This is a genomic window from Xanthomonas graminis pv. graminis (genome assembly GCF_030168915.1).
GTDB lineage: Bacteria > Pseudomonadota > Gammaproteobacteria > Xanthomonadales > Xanthomonadaceae > Xanthomonas_A > Xanthomonas_A translucens.
In genome coordinates this window covers 763,729-787,981 of the sequence record NZ_CP076255.1, presented here as the reverse complement: position 1 = coordinate 787,981, position 24,253 = coordinate 763,729, and the positions used below count along the sequence as shown (strand labels likewise).

Sequence of the window (24,253 nt, the reverse complement as noted above, 5' to 3'; positions counted from 1 at the left end):
GGCACTTCAGTCCCGACTGTGACCGGAGCCAGGAATATCCGTCGCTGCGCTCGTTGCGGCTGAAGCCACTCCTGCAAAAGCGTTGCTGTTGCGGCTGCGTCGATGCATTCGGGCGCGTTGCGGCTGACCGGCGGCCCGCCTTAGCCCAGCCCGTAATCGTCGAGCTTGCGGTACAGCAGTTGGCGGTGAATGCCGAGCCGGCGCGCGGCTTCGGCGCGGTTGCCCTGCGCCTGCGCCAGCGCCGCCTGGATCATCTGTTTCTCCAGTTGCGCGATCGCATCGGGCAGGGTCAGCGCCGACGTCTCCGCCGTCGGCGCCGCTGCATCGCCGGCCAATAGCTCGTCCAGGTCGTGCGCCTCGATCGTCGGCGTGCGCACCAGCACCTGGCAACGCTGCATCGCATTGCGCAACTCGCGCACGTTGCCCGGCCATGGATAGGCGCGCAGCCGCGCCTGCGCCGCCGCCGACAGCGTGCGCGCCGCGCTGGCGCCGTCCTCGAGGAAATGCTGGGCCAGCAGCACGATGTCGTCGCCGCGCTCGCGCAGCGGCGGCAGTTCGATCGGCACCACGTTGAGCCGGTAGCGCAGGTCGCTGCGGAAGCGGCCGTCGGCGACCAGCTGCGCCAGCTCGCGGTGGGTGGCGGCGACCACGCGCACGTCCACCTTCTGCGCGCCGCGCCCGCCCAGCGGCGACACCTCGCCTTCCTGCAGGAAACGCAGCAACTTGGCCTGCATCGGCAACGGCATGTCGCCGATCTCGTCCAGGAACAAGGTGCCGCCGTCGGCTTCTCGGATCAGCCCGGCACGATCGGCGACGGCGCCGGAGAATGCGCCCTTGCGGTAGCCGAACAACTCGCTTTCGATCAGCTCGGCCGGGATCGCCGCGCAGTTGACCGCGACGAACGCGGCGCCGGCACGGCGGCTGGCGCGATGCAGCGCGCGCGCCACCAGTTCCTTGCCGGTGCCGGTCTCGCCGCTGACCAGCACCGGCAAGTCCGAGGCCGCGGCCAGGCCGATGCGCTTGTGCACGGTGCGCATCGCCGCGCTGTGGCCGAGCAGTGCACCGGCTTCCTCGGCCGGCGCCGGCGCTGGTGGCGCGCTGGCGGCGCCGGCAGGCGCCTGCAGCGCGCGCTCCACCACCGCGACGATGTCGGCGCGGCCCACCGGCTTGACCAGGTGATCGAACGCACCGAGCTTCATCGCTTCGATGGTGTTGCTGCTGGAGGCATAGGCGGTGAGCATCACCAGCGGCACCGCGGCCGCCTGCGCATCGTCCTGGCGCGCGCGCATCAGCGCGATGCCGTCCATGCCTGGCATGCGGAAATCGACGAAGGCCAGATCGATGCCGCCTGCGCGCAGCCGCGCCAGTCCGGCCTGCCCGTCGGCGGCGGCGATCACCTCGTGGCCGAACGAGCGCAGCGTGGCCTGCAGCGTGCTCAGGAAAGCGGTGTCGTCGTCGACGATCAGGATGCGCGCCATGGCAGTTCCAGAATGAAGGAGGTGATGCCGTCATGGTGGACGTAGCGCACCTCGCCGCCGTGCGCGCGCGCGATCTCGCGCACCAGCGCCAGGCCCAGGCCGTTGCCGTCGCTGCGGCCGCTGGCGAAGGGCTCGAACAGGTGCGCGGCCACCGGCGCCGGCACCGGTTCGCCGCGATTGGCCACGCTCAGCCGCAACAGGTCGGCGTCGGCGGCGACCGTCAGCGTGACCGCGGTGCCGGGCGTGGCGTGCTGCAGCGCGTTGCGCAGCAGGTTGTGCAACGCGCGCGCGGCCTGCTGCGGATCCAGCATCCACTCGCCCGGCGCATCCGCCAGTTGCAGCGCGATCGGCGGCGCCGGCTCGCCCCATTCGGCCGGATCCAGCAGCGCCTGCAGCCACGGCTGCAGCGCCACCGTCTGCCGTTGCAGGCGGATCGGCTGGACCATGCCCAGCAGGCTCTCCACCACGCCGTCCAGGCGCTGGATCTGCGCCAGCATCAGTTGCGCCTGCGCCTCGTCGAATCCGCCCTCGCCGGCCGCGATCTGGTTTTCCAGGGCCAGGCGCAGGGTCGCGATCGGATTGCGGATCTCGTGCGCCACGGTGGCGGTCATGCGCCCGAGCGCGGCCAGCCGTTCGTGCCGCGACAGCTCTGCGCCGAGCCGCCGCGCCTCGGCCAGGGCCTGCGCACTGCGCTGCGCATAGTCGGTGACCGCCGCGCCGAGGCGGTCCAGCTCCGGCGCGCCGGTCGCCGGAATCGTCGGCACCTCCGCCGGCGTCGCCAATGCCTGCTGGATGGCGTGCAAACGCTGGCTCCAGCGCCGCACCACCCAGCCCAGGGCCACCGCCGAGACCACCGCCAGCGCCAGGATCAGCGCCATGCCCACCGCCAGCGGGCGCCCGGCCGAGGCCTCGCCGGTGGCCGCGACCCGGGTCATCGCCCACGCCGCGGTGGTGCGGTCCAGCGCGCAGGCGGCGATCAGCAGCGTCTCGCGCTGGCCATCGCGCTGGTACTGCACGGGCTGCTGGCCGCCAACCGCGCGCTGCGCGGTGGCGACGATGGCGTTGCGCTCGGCGGTCGGCACATCGGTCTTGTGCTCGCTGCCGTCGTAGGTGGGATAGGCATAGGCGATGAAGCCGCGCTGCCGCTGCCAGATTCCGCCCTCCACGCCCGCGGCGTCGGCCAGCACCAGTTGCACCACCACCGCGGCCAGGCCGGCGCCGTCGCTGCCGCGCGCGGCCGCGCTGGCGCCGTTATAGCGCTGCACGATGCGCGTGCAGTCGCCCTGCAGCCGCGCCTGCGCCTCGCCCACGCGCACGCCTTCGCTGTGCCGGTACAGGCCGAACAGCACCACCGCCATGCCCAGGCAGGCGGCGAGAATGACGATCCAGATCAGCAGCAACTGCCGCAACAGCGAACGGGGCATGGTCCACCGGGGACGCGAAAAGAGGAAAGAAGGTAGCAGTGCGGCGAGCCGCCGCGCATGCGCAGACGCGCTGCAGCCGTTGACCGCTCAGCGCAGGTTGGTCTTGACCAGTTCCACGACCTCGTCGCCGCGCCCGCTCATCACCGCGCGCAGCAGGTACAGGCCCATGCCCTTGGCCTGCTCCAGCTTGATCGCCGGCGGAATCACCAGCTCCTGGGTGGCCACGCGCACATCGAGCAGCACCGGCCCCGGATGCGCGAAGGCCTGGCGCAGCGCCGGCTCGAGTTGCGCGGACTCGTCCACGCGCAGGCCGAGAATCCCCATCGCATTGCTCATCGCCGCGAAGTCCGGATTGCGCAGGTCGGTGCCGGTGTCCAGATAGCCGGCCGATTTCATCTCCATAGCCACGAAGCCGAGCGAGGCGTTGTTGTAGACCACCAGCTTCACCGGCAAGCCCAGTTGCGCCAGCGAGATGAAGTCGCCCATCAGCATGCTGAAGCCGCCGTCGCCGCACAGCGCGATCACCTGCCGGCGCGGGAACTGCGCCTGCGCGCCCAGCGCCTGCGGCATCGCGTTGGCCATCGAGCCGTGGTTGAACGAGCCGAGCAGGCGGCGCTTGCCGTTCATGGTCAGGTAGCGCGCCGCCCACACCGTGGGCGTGCCGACATCGCAACTGAAGATCGCGTCCTCGTCGGCCAGCGCATCGATCATCCGGGTCACGAACTGCGGATGCAGCGGTTCGCCGGGCGCGGCCGCCACCGCCAGCGCGTCGAGGCCTTCGCGCGCCTTGCGGTAGTGCGCCAGCGATTTTTCCAGGAAGCCGCGCTGTTCGCGCCGCTGCAGTTTCGGCAGCAGCGCGGCGATGGTCTCGCGCACGTCGGCGGCGATGCCCAGCTGCAGCGGCGTGCGCCGGCCCAGCGCGGATGGATCGCGATCGACCTGCACGATGGCCGCGTCCTGCGGATAGAACTGGCGGTACGGGAAATCGGTGCCCAGCATCAGCAGCGTGTCGCAGTTGAGCATGGCCTGATAGCCGGAACTGAAACCGATCAGGCCGGTCATGCCGACGTCGAACGGGTTGTCCCACTCCACGTATTCCTTGCCGCGCAGCGCATGCACGATCGGCGCGCCGAGCAGGTCGGCCAGCGCCACCAGTTCGTCGTGCGAGCCGGCGCAGCCGCTGCCGCACAGCAGCGTGGTCGCCGCGCTCGCCTGCAGCAGGTCAGCCAGGCGTTCCAGGTCGGCGTCGGCCGGCAGGATCCGCGGCGGCGCCAGCGCCGGCCAGGCGGTCGGCGTGCCCTTGGGCAGTTCCTGCAGCGCCACGTCGCCGGGAATCACCACCACCGCCACGCCCTGTTTCAGGATCGCGGTGCGCATCGCCCGGTGCAGCACCTCCGGCATCTGCGCCGGATTGCTGACCAGCTCGACGTAGTGGCTGCACTCGCGGAACAGTTCCTGCGGATGGGTTTCCTGGAAGTAGCCCAGGCCGATCTCGGAAGAAGGGATATGCGCGGCGATCGCCAGCACCGGCTGATGGCTGCGGTGGCAGTCGAACAGGCCGTTGATCAAATGCAGATTGCCCGGCCCGCAGCTGCCGGCGCAGACCGCGAGCTTGCCGCTCAGCGCGGCCTCGGCGCCGGCCGCGAACGCGGCCACTTCCTCGTGGCGCACGTGCATCCACTGGATGCTGTCCATCTGCCGCAACGCATCGGTCAGCCCGTTGAGACTGTCGCCGGTCACCCCCCAGATACGTTCGACCCCGGCGCTGTGCAGGGTTTCGGCCAGATGCCGGGCGATGCTGAGTGTCGGCACGTGCGCTGCTCCGCGGGAGGGGGAGCGGCAGCGTCGCACTGGGCGCGTAAGTCCGGCGTCACGGAGCCGCCGCCGCGCCGGCTTGGGTCAGCATGGCGAAGTCAGCGGCTGGAGTCGCCGACGCGCGACACGGTGCCGGCAGATGCCGGTTGCGCGACGGCTGGCTGCGTGGCATCGCCCAGGAACCGGCTCAGCGCCTTGCCGTAGTAGTGGACATTCTCGTGATAGCCGTAGAAAGGATTGGCGGAGGGCTCGGGCGGCGCGGCGTCGAGGCCGTCGTCCGGCTTCAGGCCCAGGCTGATGCGCACCAGGCCGGTGTCATGCAAACCCACCGTCTTGAGGTTGTCGACCAGGTTGCGGCGCGGCGCATGCGCCGCATTGAGCGTGATGATCACGCCAGGGGACGCCCTGAGATCGTAATGCGGGCTGTCCGCGAGCGCATGCTTCACCTGCGCCCGATTGAACAGCGCCGGGTCGGCCAGGACCAGCGATGGCGGATGGCTAAGCCTGCGTGCGCCTTGCAGCCCGGCGGCGAACATCTGTGCCGAGCCGCCGCCCAACGACAGGCCGCAAACACGCCGGATCCTGACATCCTCTCGCTCTCCCAATGCCTTCGCGACGAGGCTGCCGGCTTCCTTGGCCCACCGATAGACCTGGCCGACGCCGCCCTTGATGGTCGTGCCGTTCTGCCCTAGGGATGCATCGACCTGACCGTCGAAATAGATATCGACCTCGGTCCTCTCCGACCGCGTGTGCGGATCGGTGACGGTCCTCTCCCTCAGCCACAGGTGGATATGCGCCGCCAGCCACTGCAACCGTTCACGGTCACCCAGCTTGATATTCGGATGTGACATCAAACGGGAGCTTTTGATGATTTCATTCTCGTCAATGCAGTCGTAGCGCTTGAACACGCTGTGCAAGCCGATGTCCAGACGCTCGCGGATGTCTGCCGACAGCTGGGCGCGCGCGGCAGGATCGTGCAGCGCGTGCGCGTCGATCGGATCAAGATTCAATGCCTGCGCCAGACTGCCCAACTGCTCCGCGGACAGCGACTGCAGCGTCGCATTCGGTTGCTTCACCAGCTTGATCTGCTTGACCGCCGGTCGCGCCGCGGTGGTCGCTGACGGGCCCGCAGTGGCGACTGGCGCCGCACTGCTGCCGGTGACCGGCGGCGCAGGTGACGACGTCGCTGGCGCCGCGCTCGGCGGGCTTCCCGCGATGGCGGCGTCCAACGCGTCCTTGCGCGCTGCATGGCGCAGCAGCGCGCCCAATGGACCGCGCGTCCCCGGCGGAAGATCCGCAGTGGCGGGAGGGGACATCAGGCTCGCCAGATCGCCGCGGGTCTGCGCCGGCAAGCTGACCCAACTCGACGCGGCGGTGGGCACCGGTGCCGGCGCGGAGCGGCCAGGCCGGGCTGCGCGCTGACGCAACGACTGCGGGCGGCGCGACAAGCCATCGACCACCGACGACGACGACCCCGGATCGTGCGCCGCGGGTGCCGGCGACGGCGCGACCGCGCTCGCTGGAGCCGCCGCTGCAGCGGTGGGCTTGCTGCCGAACAGTCTCGAAGGAAGTGCAAAAAATTTCATCTTGGCCCGCCAATGCAATGCGTCCCAGCCATTGCGACAGTTGCGGCCATCGGCATGCGCCAGCGGCGCATGTGTGCACGCGGCAGCGCCATCGGTCTACGGCACGCGTCCGCTGTCTGGACCCGCTGCATGCCGATGCGTTGCCACTTCGTGTCGCAGGAGGCTGCCTGGCAGGCGATACGCAAGCCCTTGGTTTGCCGAGAACAGGGGGTGCAAGTTTACGCTTGCGCCATGCCGCGCTTCCCACGCACAGCCGAAAAAGCAACCGCTTTTTCGAAGCAGCGCCTGCCCAACGGCGGGCCGGCGGCGCGGCGGCACTGCGTGGATGGGATGCCCGGCAACAGGAACGGCGGCCACCGGGCGGGAATGCACCCGCCGGTGTGCCCCGGCTGCGTCCGCGGGAACGACCGCTGGCCCTGCGTCAACCAGCGTGTGTCGCCTGCCGCAAGCGGTGGGCGTGCCGCGGCCGGCTCGGGAAGGCGTGGCGCACGATCCGCCACATCACCTGGCCGAACTGGCGCGGCAGCGAGCCGGTGTTGTAATGCTGGCCGTAGCGCGCGCAGATCGCCTTCACCTCGACCGCCAGCGCCGCATAGCGGTTGGCCGGGATGTCCGGGTAGAAATGGTGCTCGATCTGGTGGCTCAGGTTGCCCGACAGCACGTTCAACAGCTTGCCGCCGGCCAGGTTGGAAGAACCGCGCAGCTGGCGCAGATACCAGTGGCCGCGCGACTCGCCCCTGATCGACTCCTTCGGGAACGTCTCCGCATCGGCGGTGAAGTGGCCGCAGAAGATGATCACGAAGGTCCAGATGCTGCGCAGCACATTGGCGGTGAGGTTGCCCAGCAGCACGGTCAGGAAGAACGGGCCGGCCAGCGCCGGGAAGAGCACGTAGTCCTTCAGGATCTGCCGGCCCATCTTGCGCCCGACCGGGGCGAAGCTGCGGCGCAACTCGCCGCGCTTCATCTTGCCGGCGAACCAGCGGCCCAGGCGCAGGTCCTGGATCGCCACGCCCCATTCGAACAGCAGCGCGAACACCACCGCAATGAACGGCTGCGCCAGGTAGAACGGGCGCCAGCGCTGCTCGGGGAAGATCCGCAACAGGCCGTAGCCGATGTCGTCGTCCATGCCGCGCACGTTGGTATAGGTGTGGTGCTTGAAGTTGTGCGTTTTGCGCCAGTTGTCGCCGGTGGCGACGATATCCCACTCGTAGGTGTTGCCGTTCAACTGCGCATCGCCCATCCAGTCGTACTGGCCGTGCATCACGTTGTGGCCCAGCTCCATGTTCTCCAGGATCTTGGACAGGGTCAGCAGCGCCACGCCGGCGATCCACGCCGGCCACAGCACGCTGTGCACGAACGCGCCCAGGAACAGCAGCGCGCGCCCGGCCAGGCCGGTGTAGCGCACTGCGGCGACGATGCGGCGGATGTAGCGCGCGTCGGCCTCGCCCAGGGTGGCGACGGTGCGCGCGCGCAGCGCGTCGAGTTCGTCGCCGAAGGCCTGCAGTTCGGCCGGGGTCAGTGCGCGGTTGCGGGGAACAGCCATGGGGAAGTCCTTCAAAGGTCCAGGATCAGGTCGCTGCTGGCGCTGTTGATGCACAGCTTCAGCATCGAACCCGGTTCGGTAGCGTGCGCGCCGGTGAGCAGGTCGCGGGTCGCGCCGGATTGCTTGCCGCAGGCGCAGCTGTTGCAGATGCCCATGCGGCAGCCGTGCTTCGGGCGCAGGCCCTCGGCTTCCAGCGCGCTGAGCAGCGATTGCCCGCGCGGCAACTGCAGCACTCGGCCGCTACGCGCCAGGGTCACCGCGACCGTGCCGTGTTCGGCGTCGGCCAGCAGCGGCGCACTGAACGCCTCGGCCTGGAAGCGCGCGACCCTGCCCTCCAGGCGGTTTCGCGCAGCCTGCACGAAACCGCCCGGGCCACAGGCCAGCACCTGCGCCTGTTCCAGCCCGGCCAGGTGCGCCAGCGGCAGCGTGTCCACACGCGGCGCCGGCGCGGCGCCTTCGCCGGTGACCGCCAGCTGCAGGCGGAAACGCGGGTGCTCGGCGGCCAGCGCCTGCAGTTCCTCGACGAAGCACAACTGGTCGCTGCGCCGCGCCCAATAGATCAGGTCCACGTCGGCCGGCATGCCGGCCGCGGCCAGCTGCCGCAGCAGCGCGCGCATCGGGGTGATGCCGCTGCCAGCGGCCAGTAGCAGCCAGCGTCCCTGCGGCGCGGCCGGCAGCACCATGTCGCCGAACGCCTGGCCCAGTTCGAAGGTCTCGCCGATCCGCGCGGTGTCGGCCAGGTACTGGCTGACGCGGCCGCCGTCGATCGCCTTGACCGTGATCGCCAGGCGCCCGCCCGGCAGCGGCGTGGGGCTGTAGCTGCGGGTCAGGCGGCGCCCGTCGATCTCCACCCCCAGCTGCACGTGCTGGCCGGCGTGCAGGCCGCGCCAGTGGCGGTTGGCCTTGAGGATCAGAGTCACCGCGTCGCTGCTGGCGCGTTCGCGCTGCAGCAGCCGCGCGCGCGGGCGCTGCCAGGTCCACAGCGGATGGAGACGGGTGGACCAGAAATCGAACACCTCCGGCTGCACCCAGGCGCGCAGGGCGCGGGTGGCGGAGCGGGTGGCGGCAGGACGGCGGGCAGCGTTCATGGCGACCACTATACAGACGCAGATACAGATGTCTATACAGTTGTATATTCACGAAGGGGTTATGATCGCGGCCTTGCCACGCCCAGTCCGTCCATGACTTCCATCGTTCCCCTGCCCCTACCCGAGGATGCGCTGCCCGCGCGCAAGAGCGCGATCTCGCGCGAAGACCTGCTGGCGGCGGCGCTGAAGCTGATCGGACCGCACCGCAGCGTGTCCACGCTGAGCCTGCGCGAAGTGACCCGCGAAGCCGGCATCGCCCCGAACAGCTTCTATCGCCAATTCCGCGACATGGACGAACTGGCGGTGGCGCTGATCGACCTGGCCGGCAGTTCGCTGCGCACCATCATCGGCCAGGCGCGGCAGCGCGCGGCCGGCAGCCACCGCAGCGTCATCCTCAGTTCGGTGGAAACCTTCATGGAGCAGCTGCGCGCCGACGACAAGCTGCTGCACGTACTGCTGCGCGAAGGCACGGTGGGGTCGGACGCGTTCAAGCGCGCGGTGGATCGCGAGCTGAACTATTTCGAGGACGAGCTGCGCGTGGACCTGATCCGCCTGGCCGCGATCGACCATGCGCCGCTGCACGAACCGGCGCTGGTGTCCAAGGCGATCACCCGGCTGGTGTTCGCGATGGGCGCCACCGCGATGGACCTGCCGCCGGAGAAGGACCCGGAGCTGATCCGGCAGATCAGCGCGATGCTGCGCATGATCATCCTCGGCTCGCGCACGGTCGCCGCTTCGGCATAGCCGCTCCAGCGCCGGCGCATGGGCCGCACGCCAGCGCGCCCTGAACTGTTTATTCGCAGTCTACGTCCCCGTCCATGGATCGCCTTGCGCACCGAACGACAGGGCGTGCAACGGGCGCGATGCCTCGGCGTATTCCTGCCGCAGCCGTCGCCGCTAGTATCGCCCCACTTTGCAGGCCGATGCCGGGCGCGTGAGGAGAACACCACGCGCTTTGTGTGGCCGAATGTTGTGGTCAAGTTTTGGTGGACACGTGGATAGGGGGTTTCAGGTAGTGGCTTTCTCGTAGTCGGCTGGAGATCGATAGCCGAGGGTGGAGTGCAGGCGGTGGGTGTTGTAGAAGCCGACGATGTAGTGGGTGATATCGGCGATGGCCTCGTTGGGGTTGGTGTAGCGACGCTGCCAGACGCGCTCCATTTTCAGGCTCAGGAAGAACCGCTCCATTACCGCGTTGTCCCAGCAGTTGCCCTTGCGGCTCATGCTGGCCACCAGCTTGTGCTTGGTCAGCAGGTCGCGGTGGGCCTGGCTGGCGTACTGGCTGCCGCGGTCGCTATGCACGATCAGCCCCGGCTTGGGCTGGCGCAGGGCAATGGCCATCTGCAAGGCGGTACAGACCAGCTCGGCCGGCATGGTCGGTGCCATTGCCCAGCCCACCACCTTGCGCGAGTACAGGTCCAGCACCGCGGCCAGGTACAGCCAGCCGCGCTCGGTGCGGATGTAGGTGATATCGGCCACCCAGGCCTGGTCGAGGGCGTCCGGGTTGAAGCGCCGATCCAGATGGTTGTCCGCCACCGGCATCTCGTGTCGGCTGTCGGTGGTATGGACGAACTTGCGCCTCCAGCGCGCCTTCAGTCCCTGCTGCTTCATCAGGCGGCGGACTCGATGGCGACTGGCGGGCAGACCCTGGGCCTTCAGGCTCGCGCTCAGCCGGCGGCTGCCATAGTTGCCGCCGCTGGCCTGGAACGCCGTCTGCAATGGCGCAGCGAGCGTGCACGCCCTCGGTGCTGAGCGCCGCCGACGGGCCGCATACAGCCCCGAGCGGCTCACGCCCAGCAGCTGGCACAGCCGGGCGGTTGCGGCCTTCTCCTGCCACTGATCGATCATCTGCTGGATCATTTCAGTTCCCGGGCGAAGAAGGCCGATGCTTTTTTTAACAAGCTGTTGTCCTCACGCAGTCGCTGGTTCTCCCGTTCCAACTCACGGATGCGTTGCTGCTCGGGGGTCAGGGGCCGACCTTGCCCAGGCTGGCCGGCATGCTCGGCCTCGTATTGGGCCAGCCAGCGACGCACGGCGCTATCGACCAAGTCCAGGTCGCGGCACACCTGACCCACGCTCAGGCCTTGGTCGCGGATCATTTGCACCACCTGCAGCTTGAAGGCGGTATCGAAATTTCTACGGATACGGGGCGTCATGTCGTTCAAAGTCCTCGCTGGGGATGATCATCCCCTATCGAGGTGTCCACGAGAATTAGACCAGGACATGGTACTGGGGATCGATTCCGTCATGCCTTTGCCACCCAACAGCCTTCATCAGCAGCCCCCTTGCAGATCGGTGAACAAGCGCCTATGGGGCTCTCATTCACTCTGCATAGAGCGGAAATACGAATCGAACGGCTCCATCTCCATGGCCTCGCGCCTGCGGTCGAGTCCCGCTCTGTCCTCGATGGGATAAGGCTCGAGCTTTCCATTCTCTTCACCGACTTGCGACCCATAGATCTGTGGTTTCCCCTGGAACATCCTCAGCCGATCGATCATCAGAGCGTAATCGTGGCGCGCCAGTTCGCCCCGGAGCATGAGGGGCCGAACTTGGACGAGCGCGTCCTGCATCAGCTCAGGGCTATGGGAATGTTGCACGAGCAGGTAGAACTCGCCAACGCCCTTGCGACCGACCATCGCCTGGCTCGGAAATCCATAGTCCCGAAGCACCTGTGCGACAAACTTGCTGTTCTTGGCATCATCCGCATCGACCGCCTTGGCTTCGGCGGAATCGGCATCCGTCGCCGCGTTGTCCCATGCCTCCCGCAGGGCCTGATCCCGCTCGTAACGTTCGTCCAGGGTCTGCCTCAGATCAGGGTGGGTGATCGGTGCAGGATGTCGGCACAGGCCAGACGCGGCCACCACCGCGTCGTGCGGCACGCCCACCGACAGCAGATCATTGGCCGCCCGAAGATCCAGAGCGACCGGCGCCAAGCCCAGTTCATCGCGATGCTGGTTGACGGTCATCTCGTCCAGCCCTTTCGGCAGGCTCAGCACTCCATCCTGGAGCTCCGGGATGGCGCCATAGGTTTGCTTCTTGCCACGGGCGACAGCAATGCGGTCGGCCATCTCGGCGTAACCTCGGGCATCGATGTCGTCCCCCACGCGCTCGCTGAGCGCATCGACCACCTTCCGTTGGAGTGCCTTGTCCCCACCGGAGGCCAGGATCACCGGCCCCATGGCATTGAGCACGTCGCACCCCACCTGCCCCTCGGACGGGACACCACCCTCCAGTGCCTTCTTCAGCGCATCCAATTCTTCGCGATTGAGCGGACGTTCGCTGGCGCGGGCTTTCAGAGCGAGCAGTTGATCTCGCAGTGCGGACCCGGGACCTTCCGCACTGTGCGCGAATGGCACTTGGGCCACGAGGCCCAGAACGAGACAAGTCGAAATCGCTACGAGTCGGGACATTCGGCGGCACCCTGTCTGAAAATCAAGAATACCTCGTATCCACCGCGCCGGCACTGCTGAGCTGGGCCGCCAATTGCGCGTAGCGATGGGACGCGCAGATGGCTTGCAACTCGATCCCGTTCGAGCCAGCCGCTTGTGGCGGACACGCGCCGGAAGACAGTCTGATGACAAATTCACAGAACCCGCCGAGAACCCTCATGGAGGGAACGTCATCCTCCACCCAGAGGAATTGCCCCTGCTGGTTGACCTCCACGAAAATGCAATTCCCGGAACGATCCACAATGAAATCGAAGCATCCCATATCCAGTGCCATTGCCCGCATGAACTCAAGGCACTTGCCACGGATTTCAGCCGGAAGTTCGATCGGACTCAGGACGCCTTGAAGGTCGTCTATCGCTCGCCAGTCGAGTCTGCCGACGGCACTCGACTGAGAGTCGATGCGCACGGAGTACTCCTGCCCTCCGAAGAAGGTCGAGCGGATTTCATACTGTTTTTCGATGCGAGATTGATAGATGGCGGGTACGGCCCGAATGGTGTCGGGGTCCGTCAGATCGTCGGCGGTAATCCCCGACGTGTAGTTCTCGCGCACCCCGTCCTTTTCGATCCACGTCATCGAACCGAAGGTCTTGAAAATCGTTCCCTGCCCATCTGCACTTCGGTCAAGGATGAATTGCCTGATGGCCTCCGGGTCGTTGCTGATTAATGTTTCCGGAATCTGGAACCCTACCAGCGAAGCCTGGCGCAGCTGCTGGATTTTGCTTTCCCCGTTCCAACGAACCGCTGGGGAATGAAGCCAGCGCACCGACGCCCCCAGGGGCGACCAGAGGAATCCGAAGAACGCCGCGTTGTCCACCGCAGCAAATTTCCGATCATCGGGATGCAACCAGTCCGGCAGTTCCATCTTTCCGATCCGGCGCAGCCACACGACGTCGAAATCCGATGGCACGTAAGTGCGCCCGCACACCGTCCACCGGACCTCGCCGTGGTGGAACAGGACACTGCCTACGTGCTCCCCCGCCACGACCTGATTAGCGCTGTGTCTCAGCTGGTGATGCTGCCTTGGTTTAGAAATGCAGGTTCTTCAGTGAGATACGGCGATGACGCTCAATCGGATCCAGTTCCAAAAGGGGCTTTCGATTCCGGCTTTTCTGAGCCGCTACGGCTCCGAGGCGCAATGTGTCGAGGCCTTGGTTCAGGCCAGGTGGCCCAATGGCTTCGTGTGTCCGCAGTGCGGACACACGCATGCCAGTGGCTTTGAGCGGGGACGCCAGCACCTGTGGCAGTGCGCGCGCTGCCGGGTACAGACCAGCTTGACCGCCGGCACGCCCATGGCAGACACCAAGCTTCCCTTGCGGGTGTGGTGGCTGGCCATCTATCTGGTGAGCCAAGCCAAGAACGGAATTGCTGCGCTGGAACTGGCTCGGCAACTGGGCGTGTGCTATCGCACTGCATGGCGGATCAAGCACAAAGTGATGTCGGCGATGGCCGATCGTGAGCAGTCACGCCGGCTCGACGGAGAGGTCCAGATCGATGATGCCTATCTGGGCGGCGAACGCGCCGGTGGTCCAGGCCAACCGCAGTGGCGCAATAAAGTGCCGTTTATTGCAGCGGTTTCCCTGCATCAAGGGCGCCCGCGCTATCTCCGCCTGGATGTGGTCTCCAGCTTCCGAAGAAGCGTCGTGCACACGTGGGCTCAGCAGGCACTGGCACCGGGCACCCATGTCGTCAGTGATGGGCTGACAGCGTTCACCGGTGTGGGCTGGGCAGGCCTGACCCACGATGCCATCGTGACCGGAAGCGGCCGCAAAGGCGTCCAGCAGCCTCGTCTGCGTTGGGTCAATACGATCCTGGGCAATCTCAAAACGGCGCTTAGCGGCACCCACCATGCGGTGGACTTCCCCAAATACGGCGCGCGCTACCTGCATGCGCATGCCTACCGCTTCAATCGCCGCTTCAACCTGGCCGCCATGGTGCCGCGCCTGGCCAGTGCCCTGGCCGGCGCGGGAAGGCTCACAGAGCAGCAACTGCGTACGACAGCTGAGACACAGCGCTAATCAGGCCGCCACGAGGGGCTCGCTCCAGACGACACAGCCGTGCCCCAGCGCTTCGAGCGCCGTGGCAACGGCCAGCGCATGAACGTCTTGCGTGTTGGAAATGATGAGAAGGTTCATGCCGCTCGCCGTGCCCATGCCCTGGATGCCCGCACCGGATGGGAGAGGGTCCAGTGCACTGGACCCTCCGTCAACCATGCCGTGAAACGCGATTTCAGTTGTCGTCGAAGGTGCGCGACGAGCCATTGGCACCGCCACCCACCGTGATCTTCGTGCGCTTCGGCTTCTTCTTGTCGCCGTCGTCGCCATCGTCGTCGCCACCGGAAACCTGCGAGATCTCCTCGTGGCTCAGCGCGCGCGCGTGCACGTACCCCATCACCCGCTTGTTGCTGATTTCGTTCTGCATTTTTCTGCTCCGTAGGAACAAACATGGTGGCAGCGAAAGCCGCGCTGCCTTCGGCATCCAGGGTGGGTTCACCCTGAAATTTCAGTGGTGCGAAGCACCAGGGGCTGGGGCGCCCCTCCCTTTTCGGTCAAGCGGTTGCTGACGACGCAGCCGTTGCGCAGGACCACGACCCGATCCGCGCTGGCGATCGTGTCCGGCCGGTGGGCGATGATGATTCTGGTGATGTCCAGCCGCTCGATTTCATGGTTGATCCGGCGCTCGCAGTCCACATCCAAATGACTGGTGGCCTCGTCCAGTACGAGAATCCTGGGCTTCTTGTACAGCGCTCTCGCCAGCAAGACCCGCTGCTTCTGACCGCCCGAAAGCGAGGACCCCATGTCGCCCACGAAAGACTCGTAGCCCATCGGCATGGCACTGATCTCCTCGTGGATGTGCGCCAGTTGCGCCGCCGCGATGATGTCTTCGAGACGGCCGGCATCGTCGAAGAAGGAGATGTTTTCGGCAATCGAGCCTGCGAACAGAGCATCGTCCTGCATCACGGTTCCGATGAGGCTGCGGTACTCGCTCAGGCCGTGATGAAGAATGTCGATGCCATTGATTTCAATCCGGCCGCCGCTGGGCTCCAACAGTCCCAGCAACAACTTCGCCAATGTGCTTTTGCCGCACCCACTGGCTCCGACGATGCACAGAGACTGCCCTGACTCGATATCCAGGTCGACCCCGTTCAGCACCAGAGGCTCCCCTTCCGCGTAGCGAAAGCAAACCCCTTTGAGCGACAGGTTCGGGCGCCCGGCCTCCGAGCCGCTGCGCACACTCAGGGCATTTCGCTCCGGGGCTGCCAATGCGATATCGGCAATGCGCTCGCCATGGAGACGCAGCATTTTCAACTCGACCAGCTTGTCGACCAGTCCACCCATCTTGGCGGAGAATTGGTCCGCATAGGCCACGAAGGCAACGACCATTCCGGCCGAAAACCGGCCTTGCATGGTGAAGTACGCCCCCAATGCGATGAGGGACGCGCGAAGCAATCCGAACAGGCACTGGCTGATGACGGCAAACGAGAGGGTGATTCGCTGAACGACCATGTCGCGCTCGGCCATCTCATACGTCGCGTTGGCCAGGCGCGCGCTGCGGTCGCTCTGTTTGTTCGCGAGCTTGATCGCCTGCACGCCACGCACGGACTCCATCAGCACCGTCTGCTGCTTCGCGCCGTACACCAGTTGTTCCTCGGTGGTTCGCCACAGCGTGCGGTACATCGCCAAGCGCAGCACGATGTAGATTGTGAAAACGCCCACCACGCAGCCGGTGAGCGGCAGGCTGTAGAGGCACAGAATCCCCAGCGCCAGGATTCCCATCACGCCATCGAGCATCGCCTCGACAAAGCTGCCCGTCAGCGTGGACTGTATCGAGTGGATCGAGGAGAACCGGGATACGACATCGCCCATGTGGCGCTTTTCGAAGTATTCCAGCGGCAGCTTCATGAGGTGGCTGAACAGGTTGTTTGTCCACTGCGCACCCAGCGACGCACCGAGCCAGCTCAAGATCCACGCACGTGCCAGCGTCAGGCCGGACTGGATCACGATGACCAGCATGAAGCCGACCGTCATCACGGCAAGTAGGCTGCGATCCGAGCTCACCAGGACCTGGTCGAGCACCCACTGCATCTGGAACGGGAGGGTCAGCCCCAGCACCTCGATGCCCAATGCGAGGCCGACGATCTGTAGGAACGCCCGCTTCCAACCGAAGACGCGTCCCGTCAGCGAACGCAACGGCATCGGCTTGGGTCGCCGCGTCGTCTCGAAGTCCTCGGTGGAAATGAGCTCCAGCGCAATGCCGGTGAAGTGCTTGCTCGCCTCGTCCATTCCCATTCGGACACGCCCACGCGCGGGATCGTGGATCTCTATGCCCTTCTTCGTGACCCGGCTCAGCACCACGAAATGATTGAGGTTCCAGTGCAGGATGCATGGAACGACGGCGTCGCGCAGATACTCCATCTCGGCGCGAAGCGGCCGCGTGGCGAACCCCATGGCATTGGCGATGTGCATGATGCGGGACAGGGTCGCGCCTTTGAGCGACGTGCTGAACCGCCTGCGCATGCCGGCAAGATCGACGTGGTGCCCGTGGTATCCCGCAATCATCGTCAGGCACGCCAGCGCGCACTCTGCAGCCTCGGTCTGCATCACCATGGGAAGATGCTTTCTGACGCGCCAATCCGCCCAGTGCCTGCCCGCGCCCATCACCCCCTCACTAACCATGCTGATGGTCCTCGATGGAGCGCTTTTGCAAGCCATAGAGGGGTTCGAACAACCACTCGATCAACCGGCGCCGGTCCAGCAGGATGTCCGCATCGAGCGTCATCCCCGGCCGGAGCGCTTCGGGCTTTCCATAGATCTGGACATCCTGGCTCTCCAGGTCCACCAATACCCGGTAGCTCGCCTCCTTGATGTCCTTGCCCGTCGTCTTGTTCGCCTCCGATGGCGAAAGCGAACTGCGTGACACCTGCTGTACCCGACCGAGGTACTGGCCGAACTTCTGGTACGGGTACGCCCGATACCGGATGACGACCTGTTCTCCGGTGCGCAGGAACCCAACCGCCTGGGTAGGTACCCAAAGCTCTGCCTGCAACTTCGACGATGCCGGGAGCACCGCCATCATCGGCTGCTGCGTTCCCACCGATTGCCCCAAATAGATGGGGGCGCTGGTCACCACGCCATCGACGGGCGCTTTCAGAAGTCCCGCGTTCTGCGCGGCATTCCTGGCAAGGAGCTGCATGACGTCCGCCAACTGGCGCTCGGTCTCGTTGTCCTTGCCTGCGAGCACGGCGGGCAACTGATCCCACTGGGCCTGGAGTTCGTTCAGTTGCTGGCGCAACTGCAATCCCTGGCGACGCAAATCCTTCAGTTGAGCCTGGTGCTGCAACGCCTGGTCGTGTTGCGTGAGGATCTGCTGCCGGCTGACGACCCCGGAGTCCTGGTATTTCGACCACTGCTCATAGAGCGCGACGGCATCTTTCGCACGTTGGCTTTGCAGATCTGCCTGGTCATCGACCTGGCGGATCTGGGCTTGGAGCAGCTGGATCCGCTCCTGAATGTCCTTGCGCTGGATTCCGCCCATCCGCTCTTGCCCGGCAAGATCGTCCATCAACTTCTGGCGCTTATAGGACAGCTGCTTTGCGACGGCAGAATTCACGTCGCCCATCGCCGCACTGCTCTGTGTTTCGGAAATCTCCAGCAACGGCTGCCCAGCGTTGACGCGGTCTCCCTCGCGTACGTAAATGCGCGTTACTGATCCCGGCGATGGCGCCGCCACCATGAGCAACCCATGCGTTGGCACCAGCGCTCCGCTCACCGGTTCGTGCCGGGTGTAGCGACCGAGAAACAGCAGCATGGCGATGGCAACTACGGCAGCGATGCTGAAGCCCACGAAAGCCCATCCAATGCGCGGCGTGTGCAAGCGGATCGATCCGACGAGCTGGCTGCGTCTGTTGTTGTAAACCTCTTCCCGGAACAAGCTGGAACTCACACCATGGTCCTCGGGGCGCCGATTCGTAGCCGATGCATAGCCGTCTATGTGCGGGCTATGATGTCAGGCCACTGCCTCCCTTCCTATTGGGAAATCTATGAGTGCCCGGGTACTGATCGAAGGGTGGGCCTGGCTTCCCTGGACCGTCCTCTTTCCTGCCACGGTGCTGCTCTGGCACCAACGCACGCGTGTTCTCGGCCTGTGGGCGACCGGTGTCGGCTACGCACTCGCTTCGCTGGTGGGACAGATTTCCGCGCCGGTCGTGTTCTGTCTTGCCGCGTTGCTGTTCGCGGGCTGGGCGGTCGCGGATGGCCGCACCCGCTGGCTCCGCATCGCCGGCCATGCGCTGTTTATCCTGACCGCTCTGGTCCTGCGCCAGCACATCGCGCCCGGCTTTCACAACCCACTCGCACTGGAAGGCACTCTCGCCACCGGTGCGGTGCCTTTCAAGGCCTACCTCAATCTCGACAAGACGCTTGCGGCGGCATGGGTCGTGGCGGCGATCGCGTGGCTCGACAACGACGGCCCCGTGAAGCGGCGCATCGGCGCAGGCATGCTCATCGGCGTGGCCACCTTCGTGCTGCTGGCGGTGCTTGCCCTGAGCGCTGGCGTGGTGCAGGTGGAGCCGAAGATCCCTCCGGCGACCTGGCTGTGGGCGCTGAACAACATCCTGCTGGTCTGCTTCGCCGAGGAAGTCTTGTTCCGCGGCTACCTGCAAGGCGGACTCACCCGTCTGCTCGCCGGACGTCGCGGTGGCGAATGGATAGCGATCGTGGTCGCTGCGGCGCTCTTCGGCGTTTCGCACCTGGGACAGGGGCTGGCAATGCAAATGCTGGGCGCCGTCGCGGGCATTGGCTACGGCATAGCCTACCGTCGATACGGGCTGCCAGGGGCCATCGCCGCCCACGCCATCCTCAACACGAGCCACCTCCTGCTGCTGACTTACCCCGCCCTGGCTTGAGCCGCGCGCGGCAGGAAGGTCTGCAGAAATTCCACGGAGGCCGCCGCCACGGCTCCCGCGATCGGCGTCTTGTGGGGTGAGCCGATGGCGTGGGCGCCCGCGGCAAACGCCTGCGCGCGCCGGTTGGCCGGTGGTGTCCCGAGCGCATCGAACATGGCCAGCATCGCAGGCACGGAGGCCGTCTGGTCTTCACCGCCTTCCGGATCCCGGTAATACCCGAGATACACGGGACACCGCACCCGGGGCCACGGAGGCGCCACAGCGTTCTTCCCGAATGTCTCGCGCAGTGCCTTGAAACCGTCCAGATGGACGGTATCGGACCAGTATGCGAGGACGGCCTGCGACCTCGGACGGGGGTCTTTCCAGGGATCGTGTCCAGCACACAACTGGTCCAGCAGCGCGGGATCGGCGGCCTGCACACCAGGCGACCAAGCCACAACGGCGGCCACGTCATCGGGCCGGGTGGCGGCAAGCCAGAGGCCGAGCGTGGCGCCGAGGGAGGACCCGACGATAGCCACGGCCTCCCCCATCGCGCACGCGCGGTCCAGGGCCTTGATCGCCGACGCTTCCAGGCGCTCCGCGGTCAGCCCACGCATCGCGTCGGCGGCCTCTTCGCCGTGTCCCGGCCAGCAGTGCACGCAGAGGTTGGCGCCCACTGCGTCGGCCATCTGCTCGGGCAGATCGCCGGCCTCACCGGGGCTTGCCGTGAAGCCATGGAGGTACAGGAGCGCGAGAGGTGTACGAACACCGGTGCCCAGGCGCCATCGTTCTCTCGCTTCGTTGCCAGGCTTCACCCTTCGCTCCCGGGTGGCCGCCTGGCCGCATGGTGCCTGATGGCGGCAAGCAGTTCGTGTGCATTGATCGGCTTTGCCAAGTAGCCCGATATGCCGCTGGACATGGCGTCCCGAACCGAGTCGCTGCGTGTGTCGGCCGTCAGGACGATGATCGGCGGGAGACGGGCGACGTTGCCGGCCACCTCGTGCAATGCATCCCAGCCGGACGTTCCGGGCATGTGCAGGTCCAGGAAAACGATATCCGGCGACGACGCCTGGATTCGGCTGACCGCGTCCCGGCCATCTGCGTGGAACGTCACCCGATGACCGGCGCGGGACAGCAGGTTGTCGATGACCACGCGATTCATCTCCATGTCTTCGAAGACCAGGCAATGCAGCGACGGCACCGTCTCCCGGTGCTCGCTCAATGCCTCGTGCAGGTCCAGGGATCTGCTGCTGTCCAAGACCGCTGCCGGCGCCGAGAATTGCCACCGGAAGACGCTGCCGCCTGCGGGATTGTCGCGGACCGACAGGGTCCCTCCCATGGCTTCGCACACCGATCGCGCGATGTACAGGCCCAGGCCCACGCCGCCCTCTGTCCGGCTCGAACCGGAACTGAGCTGCTGGAACGGTGCAAAGATCGCCTCCTTCTTGCTATCCGGAATTCCTATCCCTGTGTCGACGACCGTCACCCGCATGTTCCAACGGCCTTCGACCGGCGTCGCGGCGATCGTCAGATCCACCATGCCTCCCGCTGGCGTGAATTTGATGGCGTTGGTGACCAGGTTGGTGATGACCTGCTCGATGCGACCCTCGTCGCCCATCAGGCACGGCGTTTCGGGCGCCTCGATCTGCCATCCGATGGTCACCCCCTTTGCGGAGGCGGCGTTGGCGCACACGGCTTGTACAGTGTTCATCACGTCCAGCATGTTGAGCGGCTTCTCAACCAGCCGCAGCCGGTCGCCATCGATGCTGGCAACATCCAGGACCTCGTTCACCCGATGCCTCAGCGCATTCGCGTTGGCGCTGACCACGCGCATCAGATCCTGTTGCTCGCGTTGCAGGGAGCGCGCGTCGATGAGCTGCGCACAGTTGATGATCGCGTTGAGCGGCGTGCGCAATTCATGGCTCATGGTGCTGATGAAGCGGCTTTGTGTCTCGCGAGAAGCCAGGGCCTGGAACGCGATCTCCTGCATCGCCAGAACCATGCGGGCCACCATGAGCGGCAACACGACGGTCAGCGCCACCGCGTACACGAAGTAAGCGGGCCGGGACAGCCAGTATCCCTGCGGGGCCGTCAACAGCAGCAGCACGAATATGCCGATCAAGGCAGGCTTGATGGCTTTCTTCCCGTAGCGCGCAACGGCTGCGATCGCGATGAAGGGCAAGAAGGCGTTGAGCCAGATCAACAGAATGAACGAGTAGTAGGTCTGTATGCCGATGAACAGAAGGTTCATGGCGAACCCGGCGCCGTCCAGCCAGTCGCTCGCCGGGATGATGCGGCGGCGCACGAGCACCATCCACACCAGCGAGACCGCCAGCAATGCGGCTGTCACAGGAAACACCGACCGCGCCTCCTCGTGCAGGATCGGCTGCGGGCCATACATCCAGCCACCACTCCACACCGTCACGATGGCCTGGATGATGAAGCGGCCGATGCACGCACGGTACTCCAGGAATGATTCAAAAATCCGGACCAGCCGATCGTTCTTGAGCTGCTTGGCCGCCAGAATCAGGCCGGGTGCCTCCAGCTGCGCTGCATCACCTCGCATAGCGGCTCACGACCCCCGTGCTTCGGCAAGCGTTTCGCGAAAGCCCTTGACGAGCTTGAGTGCTGCGTTCGCGACGGCCTGGTAGCGCCGTGCGACAACGATCCTGTCCACCCCGTGACAGACGTCCGAGCGCAGCCGCTCGCACGCCTGCAGCAGCTGCGCGGCGCCCGATGGCGCCAGCGCGTTCTTCAACGCGTGGATCTGGTCGAGGATGCTCTCTTCGCTCGTGTCCGGGACCTGGATCGTGCACGTTCCGATGCAACGCTCGATCTCCCCGAGCACTGCCGCCACGTAGTCGGGAACGCGGTCCGAATTGAGGCTGAGCATCAGGTCGAGCATCGAGCCTGGCTGAACTCGAGGCTGGGCATGGGATGTATCGTCGTTGCGGGCCACCAATGCGGGGGCCGCCGCACCACCCTGGAGCCGGCGCGGCAACTCGTTTTTTTGCAAGAGCTTGTTGACGACGGATGTCATCGGGCCATTCCTCAGATCGGCTAAATCAGCAAGCGCGATCTTGATCTGCAGGCCGCCGCGCCGGTGCGGTCGGCGCCATCTGTCTACGAATCGAGACAGAAGCCGACTTGGCGCCTGCCCGCTTTCACCTGGGGCCTGACCACGGAGGCTTCACCGCTCAAGACTCCAAAGGCCCAGACCGAAATTTCGAGGAGCCCTTCTTGCCCTTGTGCAGATAGAACAGCACCGACTCGAGCACTGCAGAACCTCGATGGATCGACCGCTCCGGAGTACAGCAATGTCTTTTGCAGCGGCCATTCGACCATCCGTGGCTCATGTCAAAGCCGCTTTACAAGTAGTGCGCGCTACAGGAGTAGACCTTTGGTTTTTCCCTAGGCATCCCGGCGGTTTCTGGAAAATCTGCCGGTTCCGTCAATGTGCGCTGGAGGATCGCATGGGCCACGGTGGCGACAAGGAGCCGTCGCAGATCAACCGCGACGAACATCAATCACTGCCATCGACTTTTCCAACCTGGGCATGCCCGGATATTCAGTTAGAATTTGTAAAAGTTCAACTCAGTAGAGCCATGGTGGCATCAAGAATGAACACGCCGTGCGGACGCGGCAAAGATTTCGACCCGGAGGGATGCCGCCCTCAACCAAGCTCGGAAATTTCCGTTGGGACAATCCGGGTAAAGGTATGCGCGTGACGGACATGACTGTCCAAGATGCCCGCCCAATGAGTCGATTTCTCAGAATGGCAGTCGTGGCAGGCGTCGAAAGCGCGGTCCGAATCCACATCGATCGCGGAGATAACCTCAATGCACGCGACGAGAAGGGACAAACGCCTCTGATGCTTTCCGCGGCTCGCAACAAGCCCGCGATTTGCAAGATGCTGCTCGCCGCTGGCGCCGACGCTGGCTTGCTTGATCCGCTGGGGCGTAACGCCCTCAGCATCGCCGAGGCGGCTGGAGCAACTGAAGCCGCCTCGGCCATTGAGGCGGCTTTTGAGCGCGTTGGTGTTACCACTGGCAAGCCTGCGCATGCGGCCAACCATGTTTCGCTCCTCAGCTTCGCCGAAGCCGAACTCTACAAGAACACTGCACGAGTCGAAACCACGACACCGGAAGCTGCTGCGACAGGAATTGCAGTGGTGGTCGTTGACGATGGCTCCGATTTCGATCTGAGCGGCTGGGAAGCTGAAGAGGACCAAGACCCTCCCGAGGGGGATCCGGCCCTCGCGATAGCCGCCGTTGAAATCCAGGCGGCGATCACTGAGCATCACCCTATCGATACGTCCGCCGACTGGGACGACTTCGAGGCGTTTCTTCCCGACTGCGCGACCCCTCTGCCCAGGCCCGATGATGCCGAGGCCCGTGAACGACTGCGTCTGGTCTTGCTTCGCGCCGTCCGCGAAGGGAGCGTTCCGCGTTTTGCCATCGAAGACTTGATAAACAACAACGATGGCAACCCCGATGCCGAAGTCAGCAAGTTGCTGACCATGGTCATCAACGACCTCGGCGCAGAAGCCGACGAGCGCTTTGAATATTCAGCTCCCCACGAGAGCTTTGAGGTCTTCATCGCGCCCGATGAGGAACCCAGCGAAGAGGAGGCAGTCGCCGAAGCCCTGGCATTCCTGGATAACCTAGCCGCACGCCGCAACGAGCCGTTACGCCTTTACCAGCGGGATCTCCGGCGCCAATCTCTGCTCACGGCTAAAGAAGAAGTCGCGTTGGGTCAAGCCATGGAACTTGGCGTCGAGAAGGCGCTCGACGCGCTGGCCGCATGGCCCTCGGGCGTCGCAGTCCTACTGAATGCAGCCCGCTAAGTAGCTGAAGGCACGAGGCCCCTTCGCAGCATATACTTTGCTTCGCAGGCCGATCTGCTGGAAGCTGAAGCCGCGCCCATTGCCGATATCGACGCAGTCGTCAGCCTGGAAGCAGCTTTGGAATTGCCTGATCTCGAGGGCGAGGCT

At 65.6% G+C, this 24,253-nt stretch carries 20 protein-coding genes; 5 read left to right on the top strand and 15 right to left on the bottom strand.

Translation table 11 applies throughout. The features are described 5' to 3' along the window. Nucleotides 1-140 precede the first annotated feature (140 nt). From KHF85_RS03380 to KHF85_RS03355, 6 genes are all read right to left on the bottom strand, one after another. Complete coding sequence (locus tag KHF85_RS03380) at nucleotides 141-1,478, bottom strand: sigma-54-dependent transcriptional regulator (RefSeq protein WP_284568530.1); 1,338 nt, start codon at nucleotides 1,476-1,478, stop codon at nucleotides 141-143. Continuing rightward, nucleotides 1,463-2,902: a sensor histidine kinase gene (locus KHF85_RS03375; RefSeq protein ID WP_284568529.1), complete on the bottom strand. Its 1,440-nt coding sequence runs from the start codon at nucleotides 2,900-2,902 to the stop codon at nucleotides 1,463-1,465. The genes KHF85_RS03380 and KHF85_RS03375 overlap by 16 nt, the downstream gene beginning before the upstream one ends. A gap of 87 nt (nucleotides 2,903-2,989) precedes the next feature. Beyond that, entirely contained in the window at nucleotides 2,990-4,699 is a 1,710-nt protein-coding gene (gene poxB, locus KHF85_RS03370; RefSeq protein ID WP_284569461.1) for a ubiquinone-dependent pyruvate dehydrogenase, read from the bottom strand. 116 nt (nucleotides 4,700-4,815) lie between these two features. Further along, nucleotides 4,816-6,303: a polycystic kidney disease 1-like 3 gene (locus KHF85_RS03365; RefSeq protein WP_284568528.1), complete on the bottom strand. Its 1,488-nt coding sequence runs from the start codon at nucleotides 6,301-6,303 to the stop codon at nucleotides 4,816-4,818. Between the two features lie 421 nt (nucleotides 6,304-6,724). Continuing rightward, on the bottom strand, nucleotides 6,725-7,846 hold the full coding sequence (locus KHF85_RS03360) for a fatty acid desaturase family protein (RefSeq protein ID WP_284568527.1): 1,122 nt from the start codon (nucleotides 7,844-7,846) through the stop codon (nucleotides 6,725-6,727). 11 nt (nucleotides 7,847-7,857) lie between these two features. Beyond that, a complete protein-coding gene (locus KHF85_RS03355) occupies nucleotides 7,858-8,934 on the bottom strand; it encodes a ferredoxin reductase (protein ID WP_284568526.1) in 1,077 nt (358 codons plus the stop codon). 93 nt (nucleotides 8,935-9,027) lie between these two features. On the opposite strand from KHF85_RS03355, the gene fabR reads away from it, so the two are divergent. After that, nucleotides 9,028-9,678, top strand: coding sequence for an HTH-type transcriptional repressor FabR (gene fabR / locus KHF85_RS03350; RefSeq protein WP_284568525.1), 651 nt, complete (start codon nucleotides 9,028-9,030; stop codon nucleotides 9,676-9,678). Nucleotides 9,679-9,942: 264 nt separating this feature from the next. Here the strand turns inward: fabR and KHF85_RS03345 are convergent. The 3 genes from KHF85_RS03345 to KHF85_RS03335 form a co-directional block, all read right to left on the bottom strand. Beyond that, nucleotides 9,943-11,087, bottom strand: a protein-coding gene (locus KHF85_RS03345) for an IS3 family transposase (protein WP_284566970.1) whose coding sequence is annotated in 2 segments (ribosomal slippage) — nucleotides 9,943-10,835 and nucleotides 10,835-11,087 — 1,146 coding nt in all. Because the reading frame shifts where the segments join, the coding sequence is not laid out codon by codon here. 162 nt (nucleotides 11,088-11,249) lie between these two features. Then, nucleotides 11,250-12,341 carry a DUF6624 domain-containing protein gene (locus tag KHF85_RS03340; RefSeq protein ID WP_144423668.1) on the bottom strand — a complete coding sequence of 364 codons (1,092 nt, stop codon included), beginning with the start codon at nucleotides 12,339-12,341 and terminating at the stop codon, nucleotides 11,250-11,252. 22 nt (nucleotides 12,342-12,363) lie between these two features. Then, nucleotides 12,364-13,242 (bottom strand): ATP-grasp domain-containing protein, encoded by an 879-nt coding sequence (locus KHF85_RS03335; protein ID WP_284568524.1) that lies wholly within the window; start codon nucleotides 13,240-13,242, stop codon nucleotides 12,364-12,366. A gap of 196 nt (nucleotides 13,243-13,438) precedes the next feature. Here KHF85_RS03335 and KHF85_RS03330 point away from each other — a divergent pair, with 196 nt between their 5' ends. After that, the gene (locus KHF85_RS03330; RefSeq protein WP_284566649.1) at nucleotides 13,439-14,395 is read left to right on the top strand and encodes an IS1595 family transposase; all 957 of its coding nucleotides are present in this window, start codon (nucleotides 13,439-13,441) and stop codon (nucleotides 14,393-14,395) included. 211 nt (nucleotides 14,396-14,606) lie between these two features. Here KHF85_RS03330 and KHF85_RS03325 read toward each other — a convergent pair whose 3' ends face one another. From KHF85_RS03325 to KHF85_RS03315, 3 genes are all read right to left on the bottom strand, one after another. Next, on the bottom strand, nucleotides 14,607-14,798 hold the full coding sequence (locus KHF85_RS03325) for a hypothetical protein (protein WP_284568523.1): 192 nt from the start codon (nucleotides 14,796-14,798) through the stop codon (nucleotides 14,607-14,609). 68 nt (nucleotides 14,799-14,866) lie between these two features. Continuing rightward, nucleotides 14,867-16,984, bottom strand: a complete 2,118-nt coding sequence (locus KHF85_RS03320; protein ID WP_284568522.1) for a peptidase domain-containing ABC transporter — start codon at nucleotides 16,982-16,984, stop codon at nucleotides 14,867-14,869. 61 nt (nucleotides 16,985-17,045) lie between these two features. Beyond that, a complete protein-coding gene (locus tag KHF85_RS03315) occupies nucleotides 17,046-18,320 on the bottom strand; it encodes an HlyD family secretion protein (RefSeq protein ID WP_284568521.1) in 1,275 nt (424 codons plus the stop codon). A gap of 97 nt (nucleotides 18,321-18,417) precedes the next feature. Here KHF85_RS03315 and KHF85_RS03310 point away from each other — a divergent pair, with 97 nt between their 5' ends. Beyond that, complete coding sequence (locus KHF85_RS03310) at nucleotides 18,418-19,281, top strand: CPBP family intramembrane glutamic endopeptidase (RefSeq protein ID WP_284568520.1); 864 nt, start codon at nucleotides 18,418-18,420, stop codon at nucleotides 19,279-19,281. Here the strand turns inward: KHF85_RS03310 and KHF85_RS03305 are convergent. Genes KHF85_RS03305 through KHF85_RS03295 form a run of 3 tightly spaced genes read right to left on the bottom strand, consistent with a single transcriptional unit; the run spans nucleotide 19,263 to nucleotide 22,300 of the window. After that, nucleotides 19,263-20,075, bottom strand: a complete 813-nt coding sequence (locus tag KHF85_RS03305; protein ID WP_284568519.1) for an alpha/beta hydrolase — start codon at nucleotides 20,073-20,075, stop codon at nucleotides 19,263-19,265. The two genes, KHF85_RS03310 and KHF85_RS03305, sit on opposite strands and share 19 nt — an antisense overlap. Further along, nucleotides 20,072-21,826, bottom strand: a complete 1,755-nt coding sequence (locus KHF85_RS03300; protein ID WP_284568518.1) for an ATP-binding response regulator — start codon at nucleotides 21,824-21,826, stop codon at nucleotides 20,072-20,074. Before KHF85_RS03300 ends, KHF85_RS03305 begins: the two co-directional genes overlap by 4 nt. A 6-nt stretch (nucleotides 21,827-21,832) precedes the next feature. Then, on the bottom strand, nucleotides 21,833-22,300 hold the full coding sequence (locus KHF85_RS03295; RefSeq protein WP_284568517.1) for a hypothetical protein: 468 nt from the start codon (nucleotides 22,298-22,300) through the stop codon (nucleotides 21,833-21,835). A 277-nt stretch (nucleotides 22,301-22,577) separates the two neighbouring features. On the opposite strand from KHF85_RS03295, the gene KHF85_RS03290 reads away from it, so the two are divergent. Together KHF85_RS03290 and KHF85_RS03285 are read left to right on the top strand one after the other, a co-directional pair. Continuing rightward, complete coding sequence (locus KHF85_RS03290) at nucleotides 22,578-22,988, top strand: hypothetical protein (protein WP_284568516.1); 411 nt, start codon at nucleotides 22,578-22,580, stop codon at nucleotides 22,986-22,988. Nucleotides 22,989-23,017: 29 nt separating this feature from the next. After that, nucleotides 23,018-24,106, top strand: a complete 1,089-nt coding sequence (locus KHF85_RS03285; protein WP_284568515.1) for an ankyrin repeat domain-containing protein — start codon at nucleotides 23,018-23,020, stop codon at nucleotides 24,104-24,106. Nucleotides 24,107-24,253 lie beyond the last annotated feature (147 nt).

Bases quoted from the DNA above. Each gene is read 5' to 3' on its own strand.
- fabR (WP_284568525.1), top strand. From the start codon at position 9,028: ATGACTTCCATCGTTCCCCTGCCCCTACCCGAGGATGCGCTGCCCGCG.
- KHF85_RS03340 (WP_144423668.1), bottom strand. From the start codon at position 12,341: ATGTCCCGACTCGTAGCGATTTCGACTTGTCTCGTTCTGGGCCTCGTG.
- KHF85_RS03290 (WP_284568516.1), top strand. From the start codon at position 22,578: ATGTCTTTTGCAGCGGCCATTCGACCATCCGTGGCTCATGTCAAAGCC.
- KHF85_RS03335 (WP_284568524.1), bottom strand. From the start codon at position 13,242: ATGGAACTGCCGGACTGGTTGCATCCCGATGATCGGAAATTTGCTGCG.
- KHF85_RS03355 (WP_284568526.1), bottom strand. From the start codon at position 8,934: ATGAACGCTGCCCGCCGTCCTGCCGCCACCCGCTCCGCCACCCGCGCC.
- KHF85_RS03360 (WP_284568527.1), bottom strand. From the start codon at position 7,846: ATGGCTGTTCCCCGCAACCGCGCACTGACCCCGGCCGAACTGCAGGCC.
- KHF85_RS03295 (WP_284568517.1), bottom strand. From the start codon at position 22,300: ATGACATCCGTCGTCAACAAGCTCTTGCAAAAAAACGAGTTGCCGCGC.
- KHF85_RS03285 (WP_284568515.1), top strand. From the start codon at position 23,018: ATGAGTCGATTTCTCAGAATGGCAGTCGTGGCAGGCGTCGAAAGCGCG.
- KHF85_RS03325 (WP_284568523.1), bottom strand. From the start codon at position 14,798: ATGCAGAACGAAATCAGCAACAAGCGGGTGATGGGGTACGTGCACGCG.
- KHF85_RS03365 (WP_284568528.1), bottom strand. From the start codon at position 6,303: ATGAAATTTTTTGCACTTCCTTCGAGACTGTTCGGCAGCAAGCCCACC.
- KHF85_RS03320 (WP_284568522.1), bottom strand. From the start codon at position 16,984: ATGGTGATGCAGACCGAGGCTGCAGAGTGCGCGCTGGCGTGCCTGACG.
- KHF85_RS03375 (WP_284568529.1), bottom strand. From the start codon at position 2,902: ATGCCCCGTTCGCTGTTGCGGCAGTTGCTGCTGATCTGGATCGTCATT.
- KHF85_RS03330 (WP_284566649.1), top strand. From the start codon at position 13,439: ATGACGCTCAATCGGATCCAGTTCCAAAAGGGGCTTTCGATTCCGGCT.
- KHF85_RS03380 (WP_284568530.1), bottom strand. From the start codon at position 1,478: ATGGCGCGCATCCTGATCGTCGACGACGACACCGCTTTCCTGAGCACG.
- KHF85_RS03310 (WP_284568520.1), top strand. From the start codon at position 18,418: ATGAGTGCCCGGGTACTGATCGAAGGGTGGGCCTGGCTTCCCTGGACC.
- KHF85_RS03300 (WP_284568518.1), bottom strand. From the start codon at position 21,826: ATGCGAGGTGATGCAGCGCAGCTGGAGGCACCCGGCCTGATTCTGGCG.